Origin of the sequence: Methanobrevibacter thaueri (assembly GCF_003111625.1) — an archaeon.
Classification (GTDB): Archaea; Methanobacteriota; Methanobacteria; order Methanobacteriales; family Methanobacteriaceae; genus Methanocatella; species Methanocatella thaueri.
This window is the reverse complement of sequence record NZ_MZGS01000024.1, coordinates 1-16,515: the sequence shown is the minus strand read 5'-3', so window position 1 is coordinate 16,515 and position 16,515 is coordinate 1. Positions and strand designations below refer to the sequence as shown.

The window sequence follows — 16,515 nt, the reverse complement described above, 5'->3', positions numbered from 1 at the left end:
CTTTAATAATAAGTTAGTTATTATAATTATTAAAATTTAGGATTCACATATTCCCAAACTTCATCAAAGCTGGTTTCAACACCAAGTTTGGTGTATTCCCTTACGAGAGTGTTGATGTCCCTTTCAAGCAATTCCTTTGAAATGGGATTGTCCAACACAACTGATTGTGAAACGTCAATTATCACAGGTTCCTCATTCAAGTTCAATATGTTGTAATTTGACAGGTCCCCATGAACCAGCTTCGCTTCATTCACAAAGAGTTTCAATTGAACGAGCAATTTGTTCCAGAAATCATCCGGATCTTGGGGCGGTTGGTTTTTAACCGGTTGTGCAGGGTTTCCATCTTCGTCCCCTATAAATTCGATAAGCAAAACGTTGTTTGAGCTTGTAATCGGTTCTGGAACGGTAACTCCTGCGGTGTGTAAACGGGTCAGGTTCTTGAATTCCTTTGTAACCCATGAATATATGATTTTCCTTTTGTTTTTTGTTTTAACATTGAATCTTGGATCCCCTTTGAGGTAGTAATCCATTTTTTTAAAGTCTGATGTCGCTATCCGATATATTTTAACGGCTACGAATTTCTCATCATCGGTAATGCCGGTAAGCACATTAGCTTCCTTGCCTGTGCTTATAGCACCATTCAAAACATCAATGTATCCCTGGTTTGCCAGTTTGTATAATGTTTCTAGGGTAATCTTGTCAAAAATTTCATTTCCGGTTTTCCTGTCAGAGCTATCCTTTCTTCTTTTTTCGGAATGAATTTTTTGGTGTTTGGCGTCGGCTTTTGCTACTTTAGGATCCATTAAAATCAAAAAAAATAAGTAATTAGACTACATTTTTAAGTAGCCTTTTCTTTCAAGCCAGTTAGACTCGGTTTTTGTGTATCTCCAAATAACATCTGCTTTTTCATCAGATTGGAAATCCCACGGTTTTACGAGAATGACATCTCCTTCACGAATCCAAATACGTTTTTTCATTTTTCCAGGGATTCTTGTCATTCTTATATTTCCATCGGCACAACGGACTTTTAATTTTCCATGTCCCATAATTTGTTCTACAATTCCAGGTATTTCTCCTTTTTTAGGGGTTCTTACCCTTCTATATTCTTGTTGTTGATTGTTATTAGGTTTAGACAAATACTCTCCTCCAAAATAATAATAAAAATTCTACCATAAGATTAAATTATTTATATTTATATTAATATATTATATATTAATTTATTGGATTTTACTATTTTGTGATATTATGGGAACTGAATTTTTAAAAATTAAAGAATGTGATGAAGCTATTGACATTATTCAAAATTTATTCAATGAGAATTTGAAACCGGAAAGTGAAGAGATTTTAGTTAGTGAAGCTTATGGCAGGGTTTTGTTTGAAGACGTTTACTCTAGAATGGATTTTCCTCCATTCGACAAAGCACTAAAGGACGGTTTTGCAATTCTTTCAAGTGACAGTTTTGGAGCATCTGAGGAATCTCCAAACACTTTAGATGTAATAGACTTTTTGGAAGCAGGATCCACCACCGACAAGAAGGTTCAGGCAGGCAAATGTATTGAAATCAGTACAGGTGCTGCAATGCCTGAAGGTTCAGATGCAGTTTTGATGGTTGAATATGCTGAAAAGGACGACGGTAAAGTCAATTTATTGACAACTGTTACTCCAACACAGGATGTGGCTAAAAAAGGTTCCGATATTGAAGAAGGAAAATTGATTCTTAAAAAAGGCGATTTCCTAAACCCTGGTAAAATAGGTGTTTTATTGTCACAAGGCTTTGAAAGCATTGAAGTCTTCAAAAAGCCAAGTGTCGGTATACTTTCATCAGGAAATGAAATAACCCTTCAGGGTGAAGAGCTTGATTATGGTAAAATCTATGATGTAAACGGCGGAATGATTAAAAACGATGCAATTTCATGCGGCGCGGATGCCAAATTCTTGGGCATCATGCATGACGATTATGATGAGGTCAAGGAAAAGATTACCAAGTCCCTTGAGGAAGTTGACATACTGTTCTGTTCGGGAGGAACATCAGCAGGTCTTGGGGATGTCCTGAAGCATGTGCTTGATGAATTGGGTGAAGTTCACATCCATGGAATTTCAGTTCAACCGGGAAAACCGACAATCGTTGGTGTAATCAATGGAAAACTGGTTATAGGATTGCCTGGAAATCCTGTATCTGCATTGATGATATTCAACGCATTTGTGGCAGAACCGTTAACAAGATTGGCCGGAATCGATAAGGACTTTGAATTAAAAGTCATTAAAGGGAAAATCACAAAAAGAATCCATTCACAGGTTGGAAGAATGCAATACCAATTGGTAAGAGTTGATGAAGATAAAATCCAACCTATATTCAAGGATTCCGGAGCTATATTCTCACTGTCAACAGCAGATGGTTATGTGAAAATTCCGAAATTGGTCGAGCTTGTTGATGAGGGCGAGGAAGTAGAAGTTTATTTATTCAATTAAGATTATAATTTAAGATAGGTGTAAATTATGGATTATGAAGTAAAAGTAATTCCAGAACAAAAATTAGGAGTTATTAATTGTAAAACCCCAAAATCAGATATTGGAGTGTTCTTTTCAATATTGATGGATTGGGTTGATACAGAGGATATTAGAACTGATGGGGAACCATTCATTGTTTATTTCTCACCAAGACACGAGGTAGATCAAGGGGATGTTGTGTATGATGTAAGCATTCCTGTAAAAGATGATCCGGATGAAACTGACAGGATCCGTGTCGTTGACATGATTGAGAATAAGGTTTTGGCAGGCACTCATTACGGGTCCACTGATAACATCATGGACACCTATGCCGAATTGGTTGACATTGCCCAAAAAAATCATTATGACATTATCGGTTCACCTAAGGAAGTTCTTATTAAAGGATTCTATAACTGTGACAATGAAGATGAATACATAACTGAAATTCAATTACCTATCATTGAAATGTAGGTGAGTATATGCCTAAAAAAGATGAACTCGATATGGATGAAGAGATTAAAAGATTATCTCGAAGAACTGACATTAACATGAGAAAATTAGAAAACTCTTTTGACAATCGGATTAAAAAATTAGATAAGGAAATCGATAAGGCCCTGAATCAAAAAATCAAGGAATTTGATGAAAATAAGCAATTGACTGAGGATTACCTTAAAATCGAATACAAAAATGATACAATCAACAGATATAGAGAAAAATTAAGAAAAATGTAATTTTTCTCACTCTATTTTTTTTTAAATTTTTCATTTACTGTCCGACAACTCTTAAATCATGCACCAATAATTTTGGAATGATAAATGAACCGTACTGTTTTATTTCTGAATTTAGACCTTCAACATTTTTCATGATTTCAAATATGTTTCCTGAAATCATCGCTTTATTGATTGGGTCGGTCAGTTCTCCATTTTCTATTTTAAAGGCGTTGCTTGCCTCTACTGAAAAGTCTCCTGAAATTGGATTTGCAGTGTGGGCTCCTAAAACGCTGGTTGTCAAGACGCCATTCTTGATTTCACTCAAATCCCTCATTTCTCCGAACTCAAATTCAAGATTTGTCGGTGCAATCATTGGTGTGGTAAAGTAGCTTCCCCTAAGTCCGTTAGAGGTGGTTTTTTCACCAACTTTGTTAGCATTGTAAATGTCATAGATGAATGAATTTAGAACTCCATCTTTTATTAGACTGGTTTTGCGTGACACGCTTCCTTCCCCATCGCATTTTGAGGTGTACATCCCCTTATCAAGCAATGGATTGTCGATAATGCTTAATGTAGGATTTGCAATCTCTGAGCCCAGTTTGTCTTTGAGAATTGATCTTCCCCTTAAGACATTTTCACCATTGAATGCGCTGATGTATGTTTGCAATAGGCCAACTGCAGCGTAGTAATCTAAAACAACATCATAATCATTGGTTTCGATAGGTTTTGTGTTAAGAGAACTTTTTGCCAGGTCACATACTTCATTAGCTAATTTCTCTCCATCAATATCGAAGAATCTTGATGATTGTGAATTGTATGCTGTCGCAATTTCGCCATCTTTTTGAATGGTTACGGACAGGCCCAATCCGAATCCTGTTCCTTCGTCCTCAATGGAAACTCCGTTGGAGTTCACAATTAATGACCTTCCTTCACTTGCGCTGAAACCGGAACCAGTCACTTCACAACCGCTGTCACTGGCTGTTTCGATTGTGGTTTTCAAGAATTCAACCGCTTCATCAAGACTCAAGTCATTGAACTTATTGTCATAGACATCCTTAACTTCAGATACCTTTTCAACTTCTGCAAATGCGTAGTTATCATCAATCTTTGTCAGTTTGGCATTGTCGATTGCTTTCTGCGCTGTTTGTGTGAGGTTGTCAAGGTTTGAGGTAAATGCGAAACCTTGTTTTTTGTCTTTAAGGACTCTAATTCCTACTCCAAGGTCAATTTCCTCTTTAGCGAAATTCAATTCCTCTTTTAGGGAGTCCAGTTCTATTGTTTTTGATTCATCAATATAAATTTCGTAAGCGTCACAATTGTTTTCAACAGTCTTCTTTACACTTTCCGCTATTTCATATATCATATTATCACTATAGGGCAAATTTTTCTATTGCTTCAGCCACGCCATCGCCATAGAATTTTTCACAGGCATATGTACTTATTTCTTTTAGTTTATCGTCAGCGTTTCCAACGGCAATCTTATAGCCCACTTCCCTCAGGAAGTCCTCATCGTTCTCGCTGTCGCCGATAGCCATCACGTTTTCCATGTTGATTCCGTTTCTTTCACATAGGTACTTGAGTGAGGTTCCCTTGTTGACTCTTTTGTCGGTAATGTGAAGCGCAAAGCCGCTGTCATAAATCTCAAGTCTGTCCAGGTATTCAAAATCCTCAAGGGCGTCTTCCAACACCTTTCTCTCAAGGGTCTTGTAGAATACTGTCTCGGTCAGCCTGTACATGTTGTCGTGTGAGGCGTGCATGTCAAATTTCTCGCCTAATTTTTCTTTCAGGTGCTTTTCTGCGGATGTGACAAAGTCACGTTCGACCATTGTCTCAACGGCATTGTTGTTTTCTCCTTCCTTAAAGACAATGCCTCCGTTTTCCGCTACAAGTCCTCCGCTGCATCCTATCAGGACTTCGGTTGCATATGCGTAATTGACAACGTTTCCAGTAACAATAATTGTTGGGATTCCTGCCTCTTCCGCCTTTCTCAATGCTTCAATTGCTGAAATGCAGATTTTTCTTTCATCATCGGTTATTGTTCCATCGATGTCTACTGCTATTGCTTCTATTGTCATGTTATCCTCTTGAATATCTGTGTGCGATGTTGCATGTTCCTTCTTTACTTACCATACATGCGCCAATCGGATGAAGCGGATTGCATGCCTTTCTGAATAGCTTGCAGTCTTCAGGTCTTGCGAGACCCCTTAAGATAGGGCCACAAATACATCCTTTTGGAGCTTCAGTAACGTCCTTAACTTCAATGTCGTATTTTTCACGTGCGTTGAATTCGCTGAATTCGTCCTTGATTTCAAGGATTGAATTAGGGATTTTAGGAAATCCTCTCCATTCCCTTGAATCCACATCGAATACCTGATCAATCATTTCCTGTGCGATGACGTTACCTTCATCCTTCACGGCTCTTTTGTATTCATTTTCTATTTTCGGTGTTTCGTTTTTGATTTGTCTTAAAATCATGTAAACGGACATCAGTATGTCCAATGGATTGAATCCAGCTACTGCCTGAGGTATTCCATAGTCGGTTGAGAAGTATTCGAAAGGTTTTGTTCCAATGATTGTGCAGACATGTCCAGGCTGAATCAATGCATTCAAACTTGTCTCTCCGGAATTGATTAAAAAATCGATAGCAGGAGGTATGAGTCTGTGGCATGAAAGCACTGAGAAGTTTTCAGGAGGTGTCGCAAGCAATTCTGCAGCGGTTGTTGGGGCTGTTGTTTCAAAGCCTGCTGAGATAAATGCAACGTCATTGTCTGTTTTTTCAGCAATTTCGATTGCCCTGTTTATTCCATAAACAACCCTAACGTCTCCACCTTCTGCTTTGGCATCTGCTAGGGATTTTTCAGAACCTGGAACCCTTAGCATATCTCCAAAGGTGGTTATTGTAACTCCTTTGTCGATAAGTTCCAAAGCCTCATCGATTTCACGTGATGGAACGACACAAACAGGACATCCTGGTCCGGCAATGATTTCTACTTCCTCTGGAAGTAAAGTTCTTATTCCATTTTCCATTATTGTATGTTCATGTGAACCGCACACGTGCATTATTTTAACGGGAGTAGCTAATTCATTTATTTTCTCTAATAGCTTGTTTGACATATCTTTCATACTCATATTAACACCGAAGATTTAATATTATATTATAACTATATTTACTATTGTTATTAATTAAATTTTATTGTACTTTATAGGGATAATATGTTTAACAATAATAAAATTTTAGTAGTTATTCCAGCAAGGGGAGGTTCAAAGGGTATTCCTCGCAAAAACGTCAGATTATTGGATGGTCAACCATTGATTTCATATTCCATTAATGTGGCTAAATCCTCAGAGTATGTTGATGATGTTGTTATAACTACTGATGATTCTGAAATTGCATTGCTTAGTGAAAAATTTGGAGCTAGCGTCATTAGGCGTTCTGAAGAATTGTCCACTGATGAAACTCCATTGGATCCTGTCGTTTATGATGCAATGGTTCAAAAGGAAAAATTGGCTTTCGACGAATATGACCTTGTCATAACTCTTCAACCAACTTCTCCATTAATCAAAACTTCCACACTTGATCAGGTTATCGAGAAATTTGAAGATTTTGCCATTGACAGTGTCATAACTGTTGTAGACGATAGGCGATTAAGTTGGGGATATGATGAGAACAATGAAAGGTTCTTCCCAAATTACATCGAAAGGAAAAACAGGCAAGACCTGCCGAAAGATTTTAAGGAAACCGGAGCCATTTTGGCAACCCGCAGAAAGTTTGTCAATGAATTTTCACGTTTGGGAACCAACATCGATATAGTTGAGGTGTCCCAGGAGGAAAGTGTGGATGTGACAAATTATGAGGATTGGTGGATTGCGGAAAAATATCTTCAAAGGCAAAAGATAGCTATTGTTCCAAATGCTTCTGAAAGTGTAGGAAACAAGCATATCAATCGATGCCTATCCGTTGCCTCCAAGTTGGTCTTCCATGATGTCTTGTTCCTGTTGGATGAAAGCCACCAATTGGGAATTGACATAATCAAGAAATACAATTATAATTATAAGATTTATGATGGCAGGGACGATTTGATTACCTGTCTGAGGGAATACTCTCCACAATTGGTGCTAAATGATATTGCAGATACCAGTAGCGAGTACATTTCCATTTTAAAGGATGAAGGTTACTTTGTGGTTAATTTTGAGGATTTGGGTGTAGGCAGTGGATTGGCTGATGTTGTTTTCGATGCGCTGTATGAGCATGACCTCAGTGAAAAGAACATCTATACAGGTTATGAGTATTATCTCTTAAGGGATGAATTCTACTTCCAGCCTCAAAAAATCATCACTCATGCAGTAAATAATGTTTTAATCACGTTCACGGGTGAAGATGAGGATAATTTAACCGAAAAGGTCATTAATTCAATTTTAAGCACAAATTATGAAGGAAGGATTAATGTAATTGTCGGATTGACATATCCTGATTTGGAAGGGCTCATCTCCAAATATGAATCAAATCAATCTATTCAGATTTATCAAAATGTCTCAAACATCAGCGAATTCATGTTCAAGGCGGACATAATATTTTCCTCAGCAAGCAAGAGGATGTATGACATATGTTCATTGGGTGTTCCAACAATATGCCTATGCCAAAACGAACGTGAATTGTCTCACGTATTTGCAAATGAGTCAAACGGATTCATCAATATGGGTTTGGGTGCCGATGTTGAAATGCAGCAACTCATTGAACAATTCGTCAATCTTGTAAACGATTATGACTTGCGTGTAGCAATGAATAAAAAAATGCTGTCAATTGACTTAAAAAACGGTTTCGAAAATATGGAGTCTGTTATCCGTCAGGAGTATCGTAAATTCAAGTTGAACAGGTGATTATATGAACATTTTCAATAGATATCCGGTTCTAATAGCTGAAATTGGAATCAACTTCTATGATTTGGCCGAACATGAAAGCATTTCCAATATGGAAGCTGCAAAATATATGATCGACGAGGCAAAGGATTGCGGAATAACAGTTGTCGAGTTCCAATCATATAAGGCGGAATCAATCGTTTCACTCACTGATGAGGCGGCCACAGAATCCCAATATGAATCCTTGAAAAGGACTGATGGGTTTGGCGTTGAGGAGTATAGGGAGCTTGCTGAATACTGTCAATATAAGGGCATGAAATTTCTATCAACACCATTGGATTTTGAGTCTGTGGATTATCTGGACGAGTTCATGGACATCTATAAGATTTCATCATTCGACATAACCAATATTCCGTTCATTAAATATATTGCAAGTAAAAACAAACCTATTTTGCTCTCTACAGGAGCATCAACCATTCGTGAAATCAAGCAGGCAGTCAGTGCCATTGAAGAGGTTTCCTTTGTCGATATTGCAATAATGCATAGTGTTTTATCGTTCCCTACATCTTATGAGGATGCCAATCTGCTGATGATAAAGGACTTGGCGGAAAATTTCCCAGACTATGAGATTGGCTATTCCGACCATACAAAATCTGATGAGAACATGGCCTTGCTGACAACCGCATATAATTATGGTGCAAAGATTTTGGAAAAGCATTTCACCATTGACAAGTCCTTGCCTGGAGAGGACCATGAGTACTCAATGGATCCCGATGATGTCATAAAATTCCAGTGGAATGTTCATTTCCTGTCAAAAATTAATGGTAAGAAAAACAAACAGCCGTTGATTTGTGAAACATCTGCCAGAAAGAAAATGAGAAGGTCAATTGTCGCTTCCAGAAATATTAAAAAAGGCGAAAAAATATCTGAAGATGATTTGACTTTCAAACGTCCTGGAACAGGAATATCTCCTTCTGAAATAAATAATGTGGTTGGCAGAACTGCAAAAGAAGATATTAAAGAGGATACCTTAATCGATTTTTACATGTTGGATTAAAAAAAAGAAATTAAAATTCTGCAGAACAGTCTGCAGAAAAGTGACTTAATAAAACAGCACATTTATCAATGGTTTCTTGGTCTAACTTGATAGTACTTGTTTTAATTTGATTCAGTAGTTCGTCAATAAATAGGTCTTCATCAGTCAAAGGCATATTTATTACGACAACTTCATTATTGATAAAACCAACCAAAGGCTCTACAAAGCAATTTTTAATATTATTGTCATTCAAGAAGTTAATTAAATCTTCTCCTAAAGTCAATGCTTTTTGTTTAACTTTATCATCCTGTGAGAATTTGGCCTGTTTGGTTGTGTATCTGAATCTTCTTGTATTGTCCTTAGTTGGAACTTCTTCAATCTTATCCTCATCAAGCTCGGTTGATCCGATTAGGTTCAAGTTTTCATTTTCGGATTCCAATCTGAGTTTTGGATTATACTTTTGAGATAAAAGAGCATATATTCCAGTTGGACCTACCACCAAGTGGTTAATACCGGATGGTGCTGTTGGAGTTTTTACATTGTAGAATACATAGTATTCTTCTGGAAGAGTCAACAGGTGTTCCCTGATAATTCTTGTTCTTTCTTCGGTTTGTTTGACGTCTCTTGTTTTGTAAAGTCCAAAACAAAGCATTATCACTCCAATGAATAATGCAATAATACCGATACCACTATTGATGATTAGGATCTCGATTATGCTTAAAATGAATATTCCTGCACCAACAAGAAGTATTATCTCATTCATATTCAATGCCTCAACATCGAAGATGCTTGTGTCATTGTCATTGATTGAGGTTTCATTTGGAACTAAATCTTTTCCTTCAGGTTCCTTCATGCTTATCTTATCGAGGAAACTGCCGGTTGGTTGATTATCAACCTTAGGATAATATTGTCCCATGCTTTTGAAGAATTCATCTTTAAGGAATGTTTTCAAGATTTCATAGTCTTCAGTATTTGGGACTGCAAATTCTTTTCCAAATTTGGTTAAAACAGCGTCAGGTATGGTGGTTCTGGCGGTTTTACCGACTTCTTCTTCTTCGAGTTCTATTTCTTGTTTTTCGTCATTTGCTATTTTAAGCATGCTTTCTTCAGAGAAGAAATCGCCGATTTTTTCAGTAAATGACTTTAAGCGATCAGGTTCTTCATTTGTTAATTCTTCAGATGTTGGTTTGTTTACTTGGTTTTGTTGTCTAATAGTTTCAAGCTCTTTTTCCCTTTCTTCAAGATATTGGTCCAATTCTTTGTTCATTTCTTCGTCCAAATATCTTAATGAACCTCCACAGCTGTCACATTCATAATCAAGTATGCTGTCGCTACTTTTGATTTTATATTTTAATCCACAATCTTCGCATTGAACAATATATGAATTATCATATTTGAATGAGTCCATAAAGGAGGAATTTGAGGTATTTTCGCTATTAGAATATTCCTCTAAGTATTCTAAGTCACCTGCACATGAAGAACACTCAAATGTTGTGATATCGTCATCATCATCGAGTTGGTATTTTGCACCACAGTTCTTACAGCATACAACTTTCATAATATCCTCTTAAAATTGCTTTATATTATTATGTATATAATTTTTTTAATTATATATGTTTCTAAAAATCGAAAAATAATGGTCAAGTTTCAATTATTAAAAATTTAATTAAAGGTTCTTAACATGTTATTCTAAAAAAACAGATTTTTAAACATTTATTTTTTCATATAGATAGATTTCATTAATATTTTTTATTTCAGAATAGTTTGTCAGGTTATCCAGTTTCATGTTTGAAATGTAGTAGGTAACATTGCTTGAATCAATCTCAGTCTGGTTGCTGACAGGGATTCCTGTTGCATTTGCACCAAGCCACCAGCTGAATGGCCTGATGTTGTAAACGCCTATTTTGATGCTTTCATAGTCAGGGTTGTTTTCAATGATGTAATTGGACACTTCCTCTGTTGTGATGTACTGTGTTGTAGGCTCGAATGTGAACGTGAACGCAAATGCCTGCACAATGAACAGAGCTATCAGGATTATTGGAATGATGTTTTTGTTAATGTCAAAGCGGTCGTTTATTGTCTGGATTGAAAGGATGACAAAATAGATTATTGGCGGAAATACAGGCAATATGTATCTGTTCACCTTAACCGGATTGAAGCTGTAGAAAATGAAATTTGACAATATCCATCCAATCATCAGATAGACTATCTTGTTCTCAGAATCCTTGCCCAGGAAGAACAATCCAATGAGAACGAGCAATATTGTGACTATTGATGTCACTCTGGTGAAGCTGACAATTCCCATAATGAAGAACAATGCAGGAATCATGTCCTTTTTTTCCAGGCTTCTTCTGTGCTCATATATCCACAATCCCATTCCTGCTCCCAATATCGCCAGAATTGCCCATGACAGAGGAGTTGCACTGTCTAATACTGGATTTCCATCAAAGTATGTATGTGAATTTGATACGAAGTTCAACATGTTCATCAGGTAATAACTGAAATCAGGATTGTATGCAGGGTCATTTTGGCTTCCAAGGGTTCCTTGTATTCCTCTTGCCATTTGAGCTCCCGCTTCAAAACTGCCGTGGCCTATGATTATGACAAATCCCAATGTGATTGCCAAAATAATGATTCCTATTAATATTCCCCTTAAGATGTATTTCTTGTCTTGAGATTCAATCCTGAATCCCCTTTCGATTACATAATACAGTGCGAATGCAGGATATGACAATATGACTGTGTATCGTGTAAACAGTCCTAATACCAGAAATAGCAGTAATGGAATATAGAACTTAGGATTCTCCTTAAGAGCAAGGTATCCGAATAATGCGGCCCAAATTGTCATGGACACTCCCGGAATGTCCAGGGTACCGTTTGCCAGCCAGGTCAAATACAATGTCAATGAGGAATAGATTATTGTTCCGGTTAAACTCAACTCCTCATCAAAAAATCTTCTAAGCAACAGATAAAGGCCCACATTTCCAAAGATTGCAAATGCTCCGGTCACAATCATGATTGCCAATTTGTCAACAAGGCCAAATCTAAAAAGTATTGAGGTTAGAATGCATATCACTGGGGATAAAAAGATATTATAGGTTACATTTACATCGTATCCCGCATAGTATAAAGAATTTAAAAGGTATACGTAAACGTCACTGCAATCAATGCCCAAACTATAGTTGAAGTTAATGTAATATCCAACAAGGATTATTCCATATATTAAAATGAATAATAAATAATATTTGTCCTTTTTACTGATTTTAAACTCTTCAAACATTGTCAATACTCTTTTTTTGGTTAAAATGATCCGAGTGCAAACGCTACGAATGCAATCAAGATTCCGATTTTCAAATATTTTGAAGCCTTTGCAGCGGTTTTTGTGTCCTGATTTTTAATAATCAGAATTCCGCTGTATAAGAATATCACAACCGCAATGGCTATTATTGCCAGATAAATGATGTTAAATACGTTCTGAATGTATAACAGCGGACAAAGCAAACAGTCTATGATGATTAATGCAAATGCAATGATTGCAGATAGTTTTGCACCATACAATATAGGGAAAGTTTTGGCGCCCTCGGCCTTGTCCCCCTCCATGTCCTCGATGTCTTTTGTTATCTCACGTGCTGTGGTCATTACGAATGCAAAAAATCCTAAAAACCATGATGTTGCAATGATTTGGGGATTGTTTATGGCATATCCACCAAAGGCAAAGCATAATCCTGTCATGAATCCTACGGTTAGGTTTCCAATAAGTGGGGTTGATTTCAGGTTACGGGCATATACGTAAAGTATCACGTCTGAAATTAAAACGATTATGAATGCTGTCCAGTCTTTATTCAGGTATGAAATCAGAAATCCGCAGACTGTTCCTAAAACAAACAATACATAAGCGTAGTTTCTACCGCTTTTCGGTGAGATTCTGCCTGAAGGTATTGGCCTGTGGGGCTTGTTGATCAAGTCAATCTTATAATCAAAGTAATCATTGATGACGTTTCCCGCACTTATTTCAAAAAATACTGCTAGCATGGCCAGTATTATAGGAAGTGATACTGTATGGCCCACAATTGCCACAAGAACAATGGCTATGACTGCCATAATCACATTTCCAGGCCTTAAAATTTCAATGTATGGATTCATTATCTTTCCCCAAATTAAATTATCTTATTTAATAGAAATCTTTATTTTTGTTTTCCTAAACAATAATTATATAAAGTATATTACTTAACATAATATTAGTATTTTATTTATTATAAAGTATTTATTTATTAATTAAAATTAGCTGGTGTTTATATTGGATAAAATTAAAATAGCGATTGTAGGATTAGGAAACTGTGCAAGTTCCTTAATTCAAGGGATACATTATTATGATGGTAAAAAGCCAGAAGATGCGATAGGACTTATGCATTGGGATATTGGAGGATACACTCCAAGTGACATTGAAGTTGTCGCAGCTTTTGATGTGGATGCAAGAAAAGTTGGCAAAACAATAGATGAGGCAATTTTTGCCAAACCGAACTGCACTACAATATTCCAAGAAGATATTCCGAAATATGATGTTAAAGTATGTATGGGACATGTTTTAGACGGTGTTGCAGAACACATGTCCAATTATGATGATGAATATACATTTGTTGTAAGTGACGAGGAACCTGTGGATGTTGTTTCAGTCTTGAAAGAAAGCGGTGCTGAAATATTGGTTAACTACCTCCCTGTAGGTTCAGAAGAGGCAGCAAGATACTACGCACAATGCGCTCTTGATGCTGATGTGGCTTATGTGAACTGTATGCCTGTATTTATTGTAAGTGATGATGAATGGGATGCCAAATTCAAGGCAAAAGGAATTCCTATTGTCGGTGACGATATCAAGGCTCAAATTGGTGCTACTATCACACACAGAACACTAGCTAGTTTATTCATGGATAGGGGTGTGAAATTAGACAGAACCTATCAGATTAATACCGGTGGTAACACTGATTTCTTGAATATGCTCAACCGTGAAAGGTTAGACTCCAAAAAGGAATCCAAAACCGAAGCGGTTCAATCAGTATTGACTGAAAGAATGGATGATCGTGATATCCATATCGGACCTAGTGATTATGTCCCATGGCAAAACGACAACAAGTTATGTTTCCTCAGAATGGAAGGCCGTACATTCGGTGATGTTCCAATGAACATCGAACTCAGGTTAAGTGTAGAGGACTCTCCAAACTCTGCAGGATGTGTAATTGATGCCGTAAGATGTTGTAAAATTGGTTTAGAAAGAGGCATTGGTGGACAATTGACTTCAATTTCTTCATATACCATGAAACATCCTCCAATTCAATACACTGATGATGAGGCATATGAAAACGTTGAAAAATTCATTTCTGGCGAATTAGAAAGATAATTTTTCAATTTTTCTCTCTTTTTTTTATTTATTTTTCAATTTCCATTTTCACTCAATTTCTACTTTTAAATATTATTAATTTATATAATAATAAAAACATATATTATAGTTGGATAATTTAAGATTACTTTATGAATAAAAATTGAAAGAGGTGTAATATTAATGGCAAAAGTAAGATTTACAGAAACAGCACTTCGTGATGCTCACCAATCCTTACTGGCAACTAGGATGAGAACTAGGGACATGATTCCTATTGCAGAAGAGATGGATAAAGTTGGATATTTCTCTGTTGAAGCTTGGGGTGGAGCTACTTTTGATACATGTATTAGATATTTAAATGAAGACCCTTGGGAAAGGTTAAGGCAATTAAAATCTGAATTTAATCACACTCCAATTCAAATGCTTTTAAGGGGACAAAACTTAGTAGGTTATAAACACTATCCTGATGATATTGTAACTAAATTCGTTGAAAAGTCATATGAAAACGGTGTTGACGTATTCAGGATTTTTGACGCTTTGAACGATATTAGAAATATGGAAAAATCAATCAAAGTCGCTAAAGCTCAAGGCGCACATGTGCAAGGAACAATAAGTTATACAATCAGCCCAGTGCACACATTGGATGATTTTGTCAACTTGGCTAAAGAGTTGGAAGCTCTTGATTGTGACTCCGTGGCAATTAAGGATATGGCAGGTTTAATTACTCCTACTGCAGCTTATAATTTAGTGTCTGCATTGAAGGAAGAAACTGATTTGCTTGTAGATTTACACTGTCATTGTACCAGTGGTATGACTCCAATCAGTTATTATGCTGCATGTCAAGCAGGTGTGGACATATTAGATACAGCTATTTCACCTCTTGCTTGGGGTACAAGTCAACCTCCAACCGAAAGTATGGTTGCGGCACTTCAAGGAACCGAGTTTGACACCGGACTCGATTTAAAATTATTGACATCAATCAAAAAATACTTTGAAGATATCAAGGAGAAATACGCAGGTATTCTTGATCCTATATCTGAAAGTGTTGACGCTGATGTATTATTATACCAAATTCCTGGAGGAATGCTTTCAAACCTCATTTCTCAACTCAAGGAGCAAAACGCACTCGACAGATACAATGACGTATTGGATGAGATGCCAAGAGTCAGAAAAGACATGGGATACCCTCCACTTGTAACACCAACAAGTCAAATTGTAGGTATTCAATCCGTAATGAATGTATTGGGTGGAGAAAGATACAAAACAGTATCCAATGAAGTTAAAGAGTACATGAAAGGAATGTACGGTAAATCTCCAGCTCCAGTTAATGCTGAAATATCAAAAAGAATCATTGGGGATGATGAGGTAATTACCTGCAGGCCGGCAGACTTGCTTGAACCTGAATTCGACAAATTCAAATCAGAAGGTGAAAAAGAAGGGTTCGTAAAATCTGATGAAGACGCTTTAACTTATGCGTTATACCCACCAATTGCTCCAAAATTCCTCAAAGGTGAAGCTGAAGAGGAAGAACTCAAACCGGCTCACACAATCACTGAGGATGAAGGAATTGGAATTCCAACTCAATATAATGTTGAAGTCGATGGTGACGTATTTGAAGTTAAAATCATGCCTACTGGATTCATGGAAATCGAAGAAACCGAATCCGGAAACTTCAAGCCTGTTGAAGGTGCAGTGCCTTCACCAATGCAAGGTATGGTAATCAAACTCAACGTTAATGTTGGAGATAAAGTTGCACAAGGATCCACTATTGCCGTAATCGAGGCTATGAAAATGGAAAACGATATACAATCAGAAGTAGACGGTACTGTCGAAGAGATTTTCGTAGAACCTGGTGATGCGGTAAGTATTGGAGACACTTTAATGGTAATCAAATAGATTACCTTTATTTTACTTTTTTTTTAAAATTGAGGCTGACTCATAATTTTTGTGTTTAAATTTTTTTTCTTATTTTATTATCCTTTAATTTTATATACTAGGAAGTACAATCTATTATTAGAGTTAATTAACTTTTTGGTTGTGTTTTTTATGGTTTT

15 protein-coding genes are annotated in these 16,515 nt (G+C 36.6%); 7 read left to right on the top strand and 8 right to left on the bottom strand.

Annotated features, from left to right (window positions below; genetic code table 11):
• Positions 1–29 precede the first annotated feature (29 nt).
• Entirely contained in the window at positions 30–803 is a 774-nt protein-coding gene (locus tag MBBTH_RS06915; RefSeq protein ID WP_116592326.1) for a serine protein kinase RIO, read from the bottom strand.
• Positions 804–830: 27 nt separating this feature from the next.
• Complete coding sequence (gene eif1A / locus MBBTH_RS06910) at positions 831–1,136, bottom strand: translation initiation factor eIF-1A (protein WP_116592325.1); 306 nt, start codon at positions 1,134–1,136, stop codon at positions 831–833.
• 109 nt (positions 1,137–1,245) lie between these two features.
• Here eif1A and MBBTH_RS06905 point away from each other — a divergent pair, with 109 nt between their 5' ends.
• Genes MBBTH_RS06905 through MBBTH_RS06895 form a run of 3 tightly spaced genes read left to right on the top strand, consistent with a single transcriptional unit; the run spans position 1,246 to position 3,218 of the window.
• Positions 1,246–2,469 (top strand): molybdenum cofactor synthesis domain-containing protein, encoded by a 1,224-nt coding sequence (locus MBBTH_RS06905; RefSeq protein WP_116592324.1) that lies wholly within the window; start codon positions 1,246–1,248, stop codon positions 2,467–2,469.
• Between the two features lie 27 nt (positions 2,470–2,496).
• Positions 2,497–2,958: a GyrI-like domain-containing protein gene (locus MBBTH_RS06900; protein ID WP_116592323.1), complete on the top strand. Its 462-nt coding sequence runs from the start codon at positions 2,497–2,499 to the stop codon at positions 2,956–2,958.
• Positions 2,959–2,966: 8 nt separating this feature from the next.
• Positions 2,967–3,218: a hypothetical protein gene (locus MBBTH_RS06895; protein ID WP_116592322.1), complete on the top strand. Its 252-nt coding sequence runs from the start codon at positions 2,967–2,969 to the stop codon at positions 3,216–3,218.
• A 34-nt stretch (positions 3,219–3,252) separates the two neighbouring features.
• On the opposite strand, the gene MBBTH_RS06890 is transcribed toward MBBTH_RS06895, so the two are convergent.
• Genes MBBTH_RS06890 through hypD form a run of 3 tightly spaced genes read right to left on the bottom strand, consistent with a single transcriptional unit; the run spans position 3,253 to position 6,320 of the window.
• On the bottom strand, positions 3,253–4,560 hold the full coding sequence (locus tag MBBTH_RS06890) for a TldD/PmbA family protein (RefSeq protein ID WP_116592321.1): 1,308 nt from the start codon (positions 4,558–4,560) through the stop codon (positions 3,253–3,255).
• Between the two features lie 7 nt (positions 4,561–4,567).
• Positions 4,568–5,272 (bottom strand): phosphoglycolate phosphatase, encoded by a 705-nt coding sequence (locus MBBTH_RS06885; RefSeq protein ID WP_116592320.1) that lies wholly within the window; start codon positions 5,270–5,272, stop codon positions 4,568–4,570.
• Position 5,273: 1 nt separating this feature from the next.
• Positions 5,274–6,320 carry a hydrogenase formation protein HypD gene (gene hypD, locus MBBTH_RS06880; protein WP_116592476.1) on the bottom strand — a complete coding sequence of 349 codons (1,047 nt, stop codon included), beginning with the start codon at positions 6,318–6,320 and terminating at the stop codon, positions 5,274–5,276.
• Positions 6,321–6,410: 90 nt separating this feature from the next.
• On the opposite strand from hypD, the gene MBBTH_RS06875 reads away from it, so the two are divergent.
• Both MBBTH_RS06875 and MBBTH_RS06870 read left to right on the top strand, forming a co-directional pair.
• Positions 6,411–8,075, top strand: a complete 1,665-nt coding sequence (locus MBBTH_RS06875; protein WP_116592319.1) for a cytidylyltransferase domain-containing protein — start codon at positions 6,411–6,413, stop codon at positions 8,073–8,075.
• Positions 8,076–8,079: 4 nt separating this feature from the next.
• On the top strand, positions 8,080–9,111 hold the full coding sequence (locus tag MBBTH_RS06870; protein ID WP_116592318.1) for an N-acetylneuraminate synthase family protein: 1,032 nt from the start codon (positions 8,080–8,082) through the stop codon (positions 9,109–9,111).
• Between the two features lie 10 nt (positions 9,112–9,121).
• On the opposite strand, the gene MBBTH_RS06865 is transcribed toward MBBTH_RS06870, so the two are convergent.
• The 3 genes from MBBTH_RS06865 to MBBTH_RS06855 all read right to left on the bottom strand — a co-directional run bounded on the left by MBBTH_RS06865 (position 9,122) and on the right by MBBTH_RS06855 (position 13,233).
• Positions 9,122–10,648, bottom strand: a complete 1,527-nt coding sequence (locus MBBTH_RS06865) for an NERD domain-containing protein (RefSeq protein ID WP_116592317.1) — start codon at positions 10,646–10,648, stop codon at positions 9,122–9,124.
• Positions 10,649–10,795: 147 nt separating this feature from the next.
• Positions 10,796–12,370: a glycosyltransferase family 39 protein gene (locus MBBTH_RS06860; RefSeq protein ID WP_116592316.1), complete on the bottom strand. Its 1,575-nt coding sequence runs from the start codon at positions 12,368–12,370 to the stop codon at positions 10,796–10,798.
• A 20-nt stretch (positions 12,371–12,390) separates the two neighbouring features.
• A complete protein-coding gene (locus MBBTH_RS06855) occupies positions 12,391–13,233 on the bottom strand; it encodes a UbiA family prenyltransferase (RefSeq protein WP_116592315.1) in 843 nt (280 codons plus the stop codon).
• A 154-nt stretch (positions 13,234–13,387) separates the two neighbouring features.
• Between MBBTH_RS06855 and MBBTH_RS06850 the strand changes: the two genes are divergently transcribed.
• Both MBBTH_RS06850 and oadA read left to right on the top strand, forming a co-directional pair.
• The gene (locus MBBTH_RS06850; protein WP_116592314.1) at positions 13,388–14,482 is read left to right on the top strand and encodes an inositol-3-phosphate synthase; all 1,095 of its coding nucleotides are present in this window, start codon (positions 13,388–13,390) and stop codon (positions 14,480–14,482) included.
• 162 nt (positions 14,483–14,644) lie between these two features.
• The gene (gene oadA, locus MBBTH_RS06845; protein WP_116592313.1) at positions 14,645–16,357 is read left to right on the top strand and encodes a sodium-extruding oxaloacetate decarboxylase subunit alpha; all 1,713 of its coding nucleotides are present in this window, start codon (positions 14,645–14,647) and stop codon (positions 16,355–16,357) included.
• The last annotated feature ends 158 nt before the right edge of the window (positions 16,358–16,515 follow it).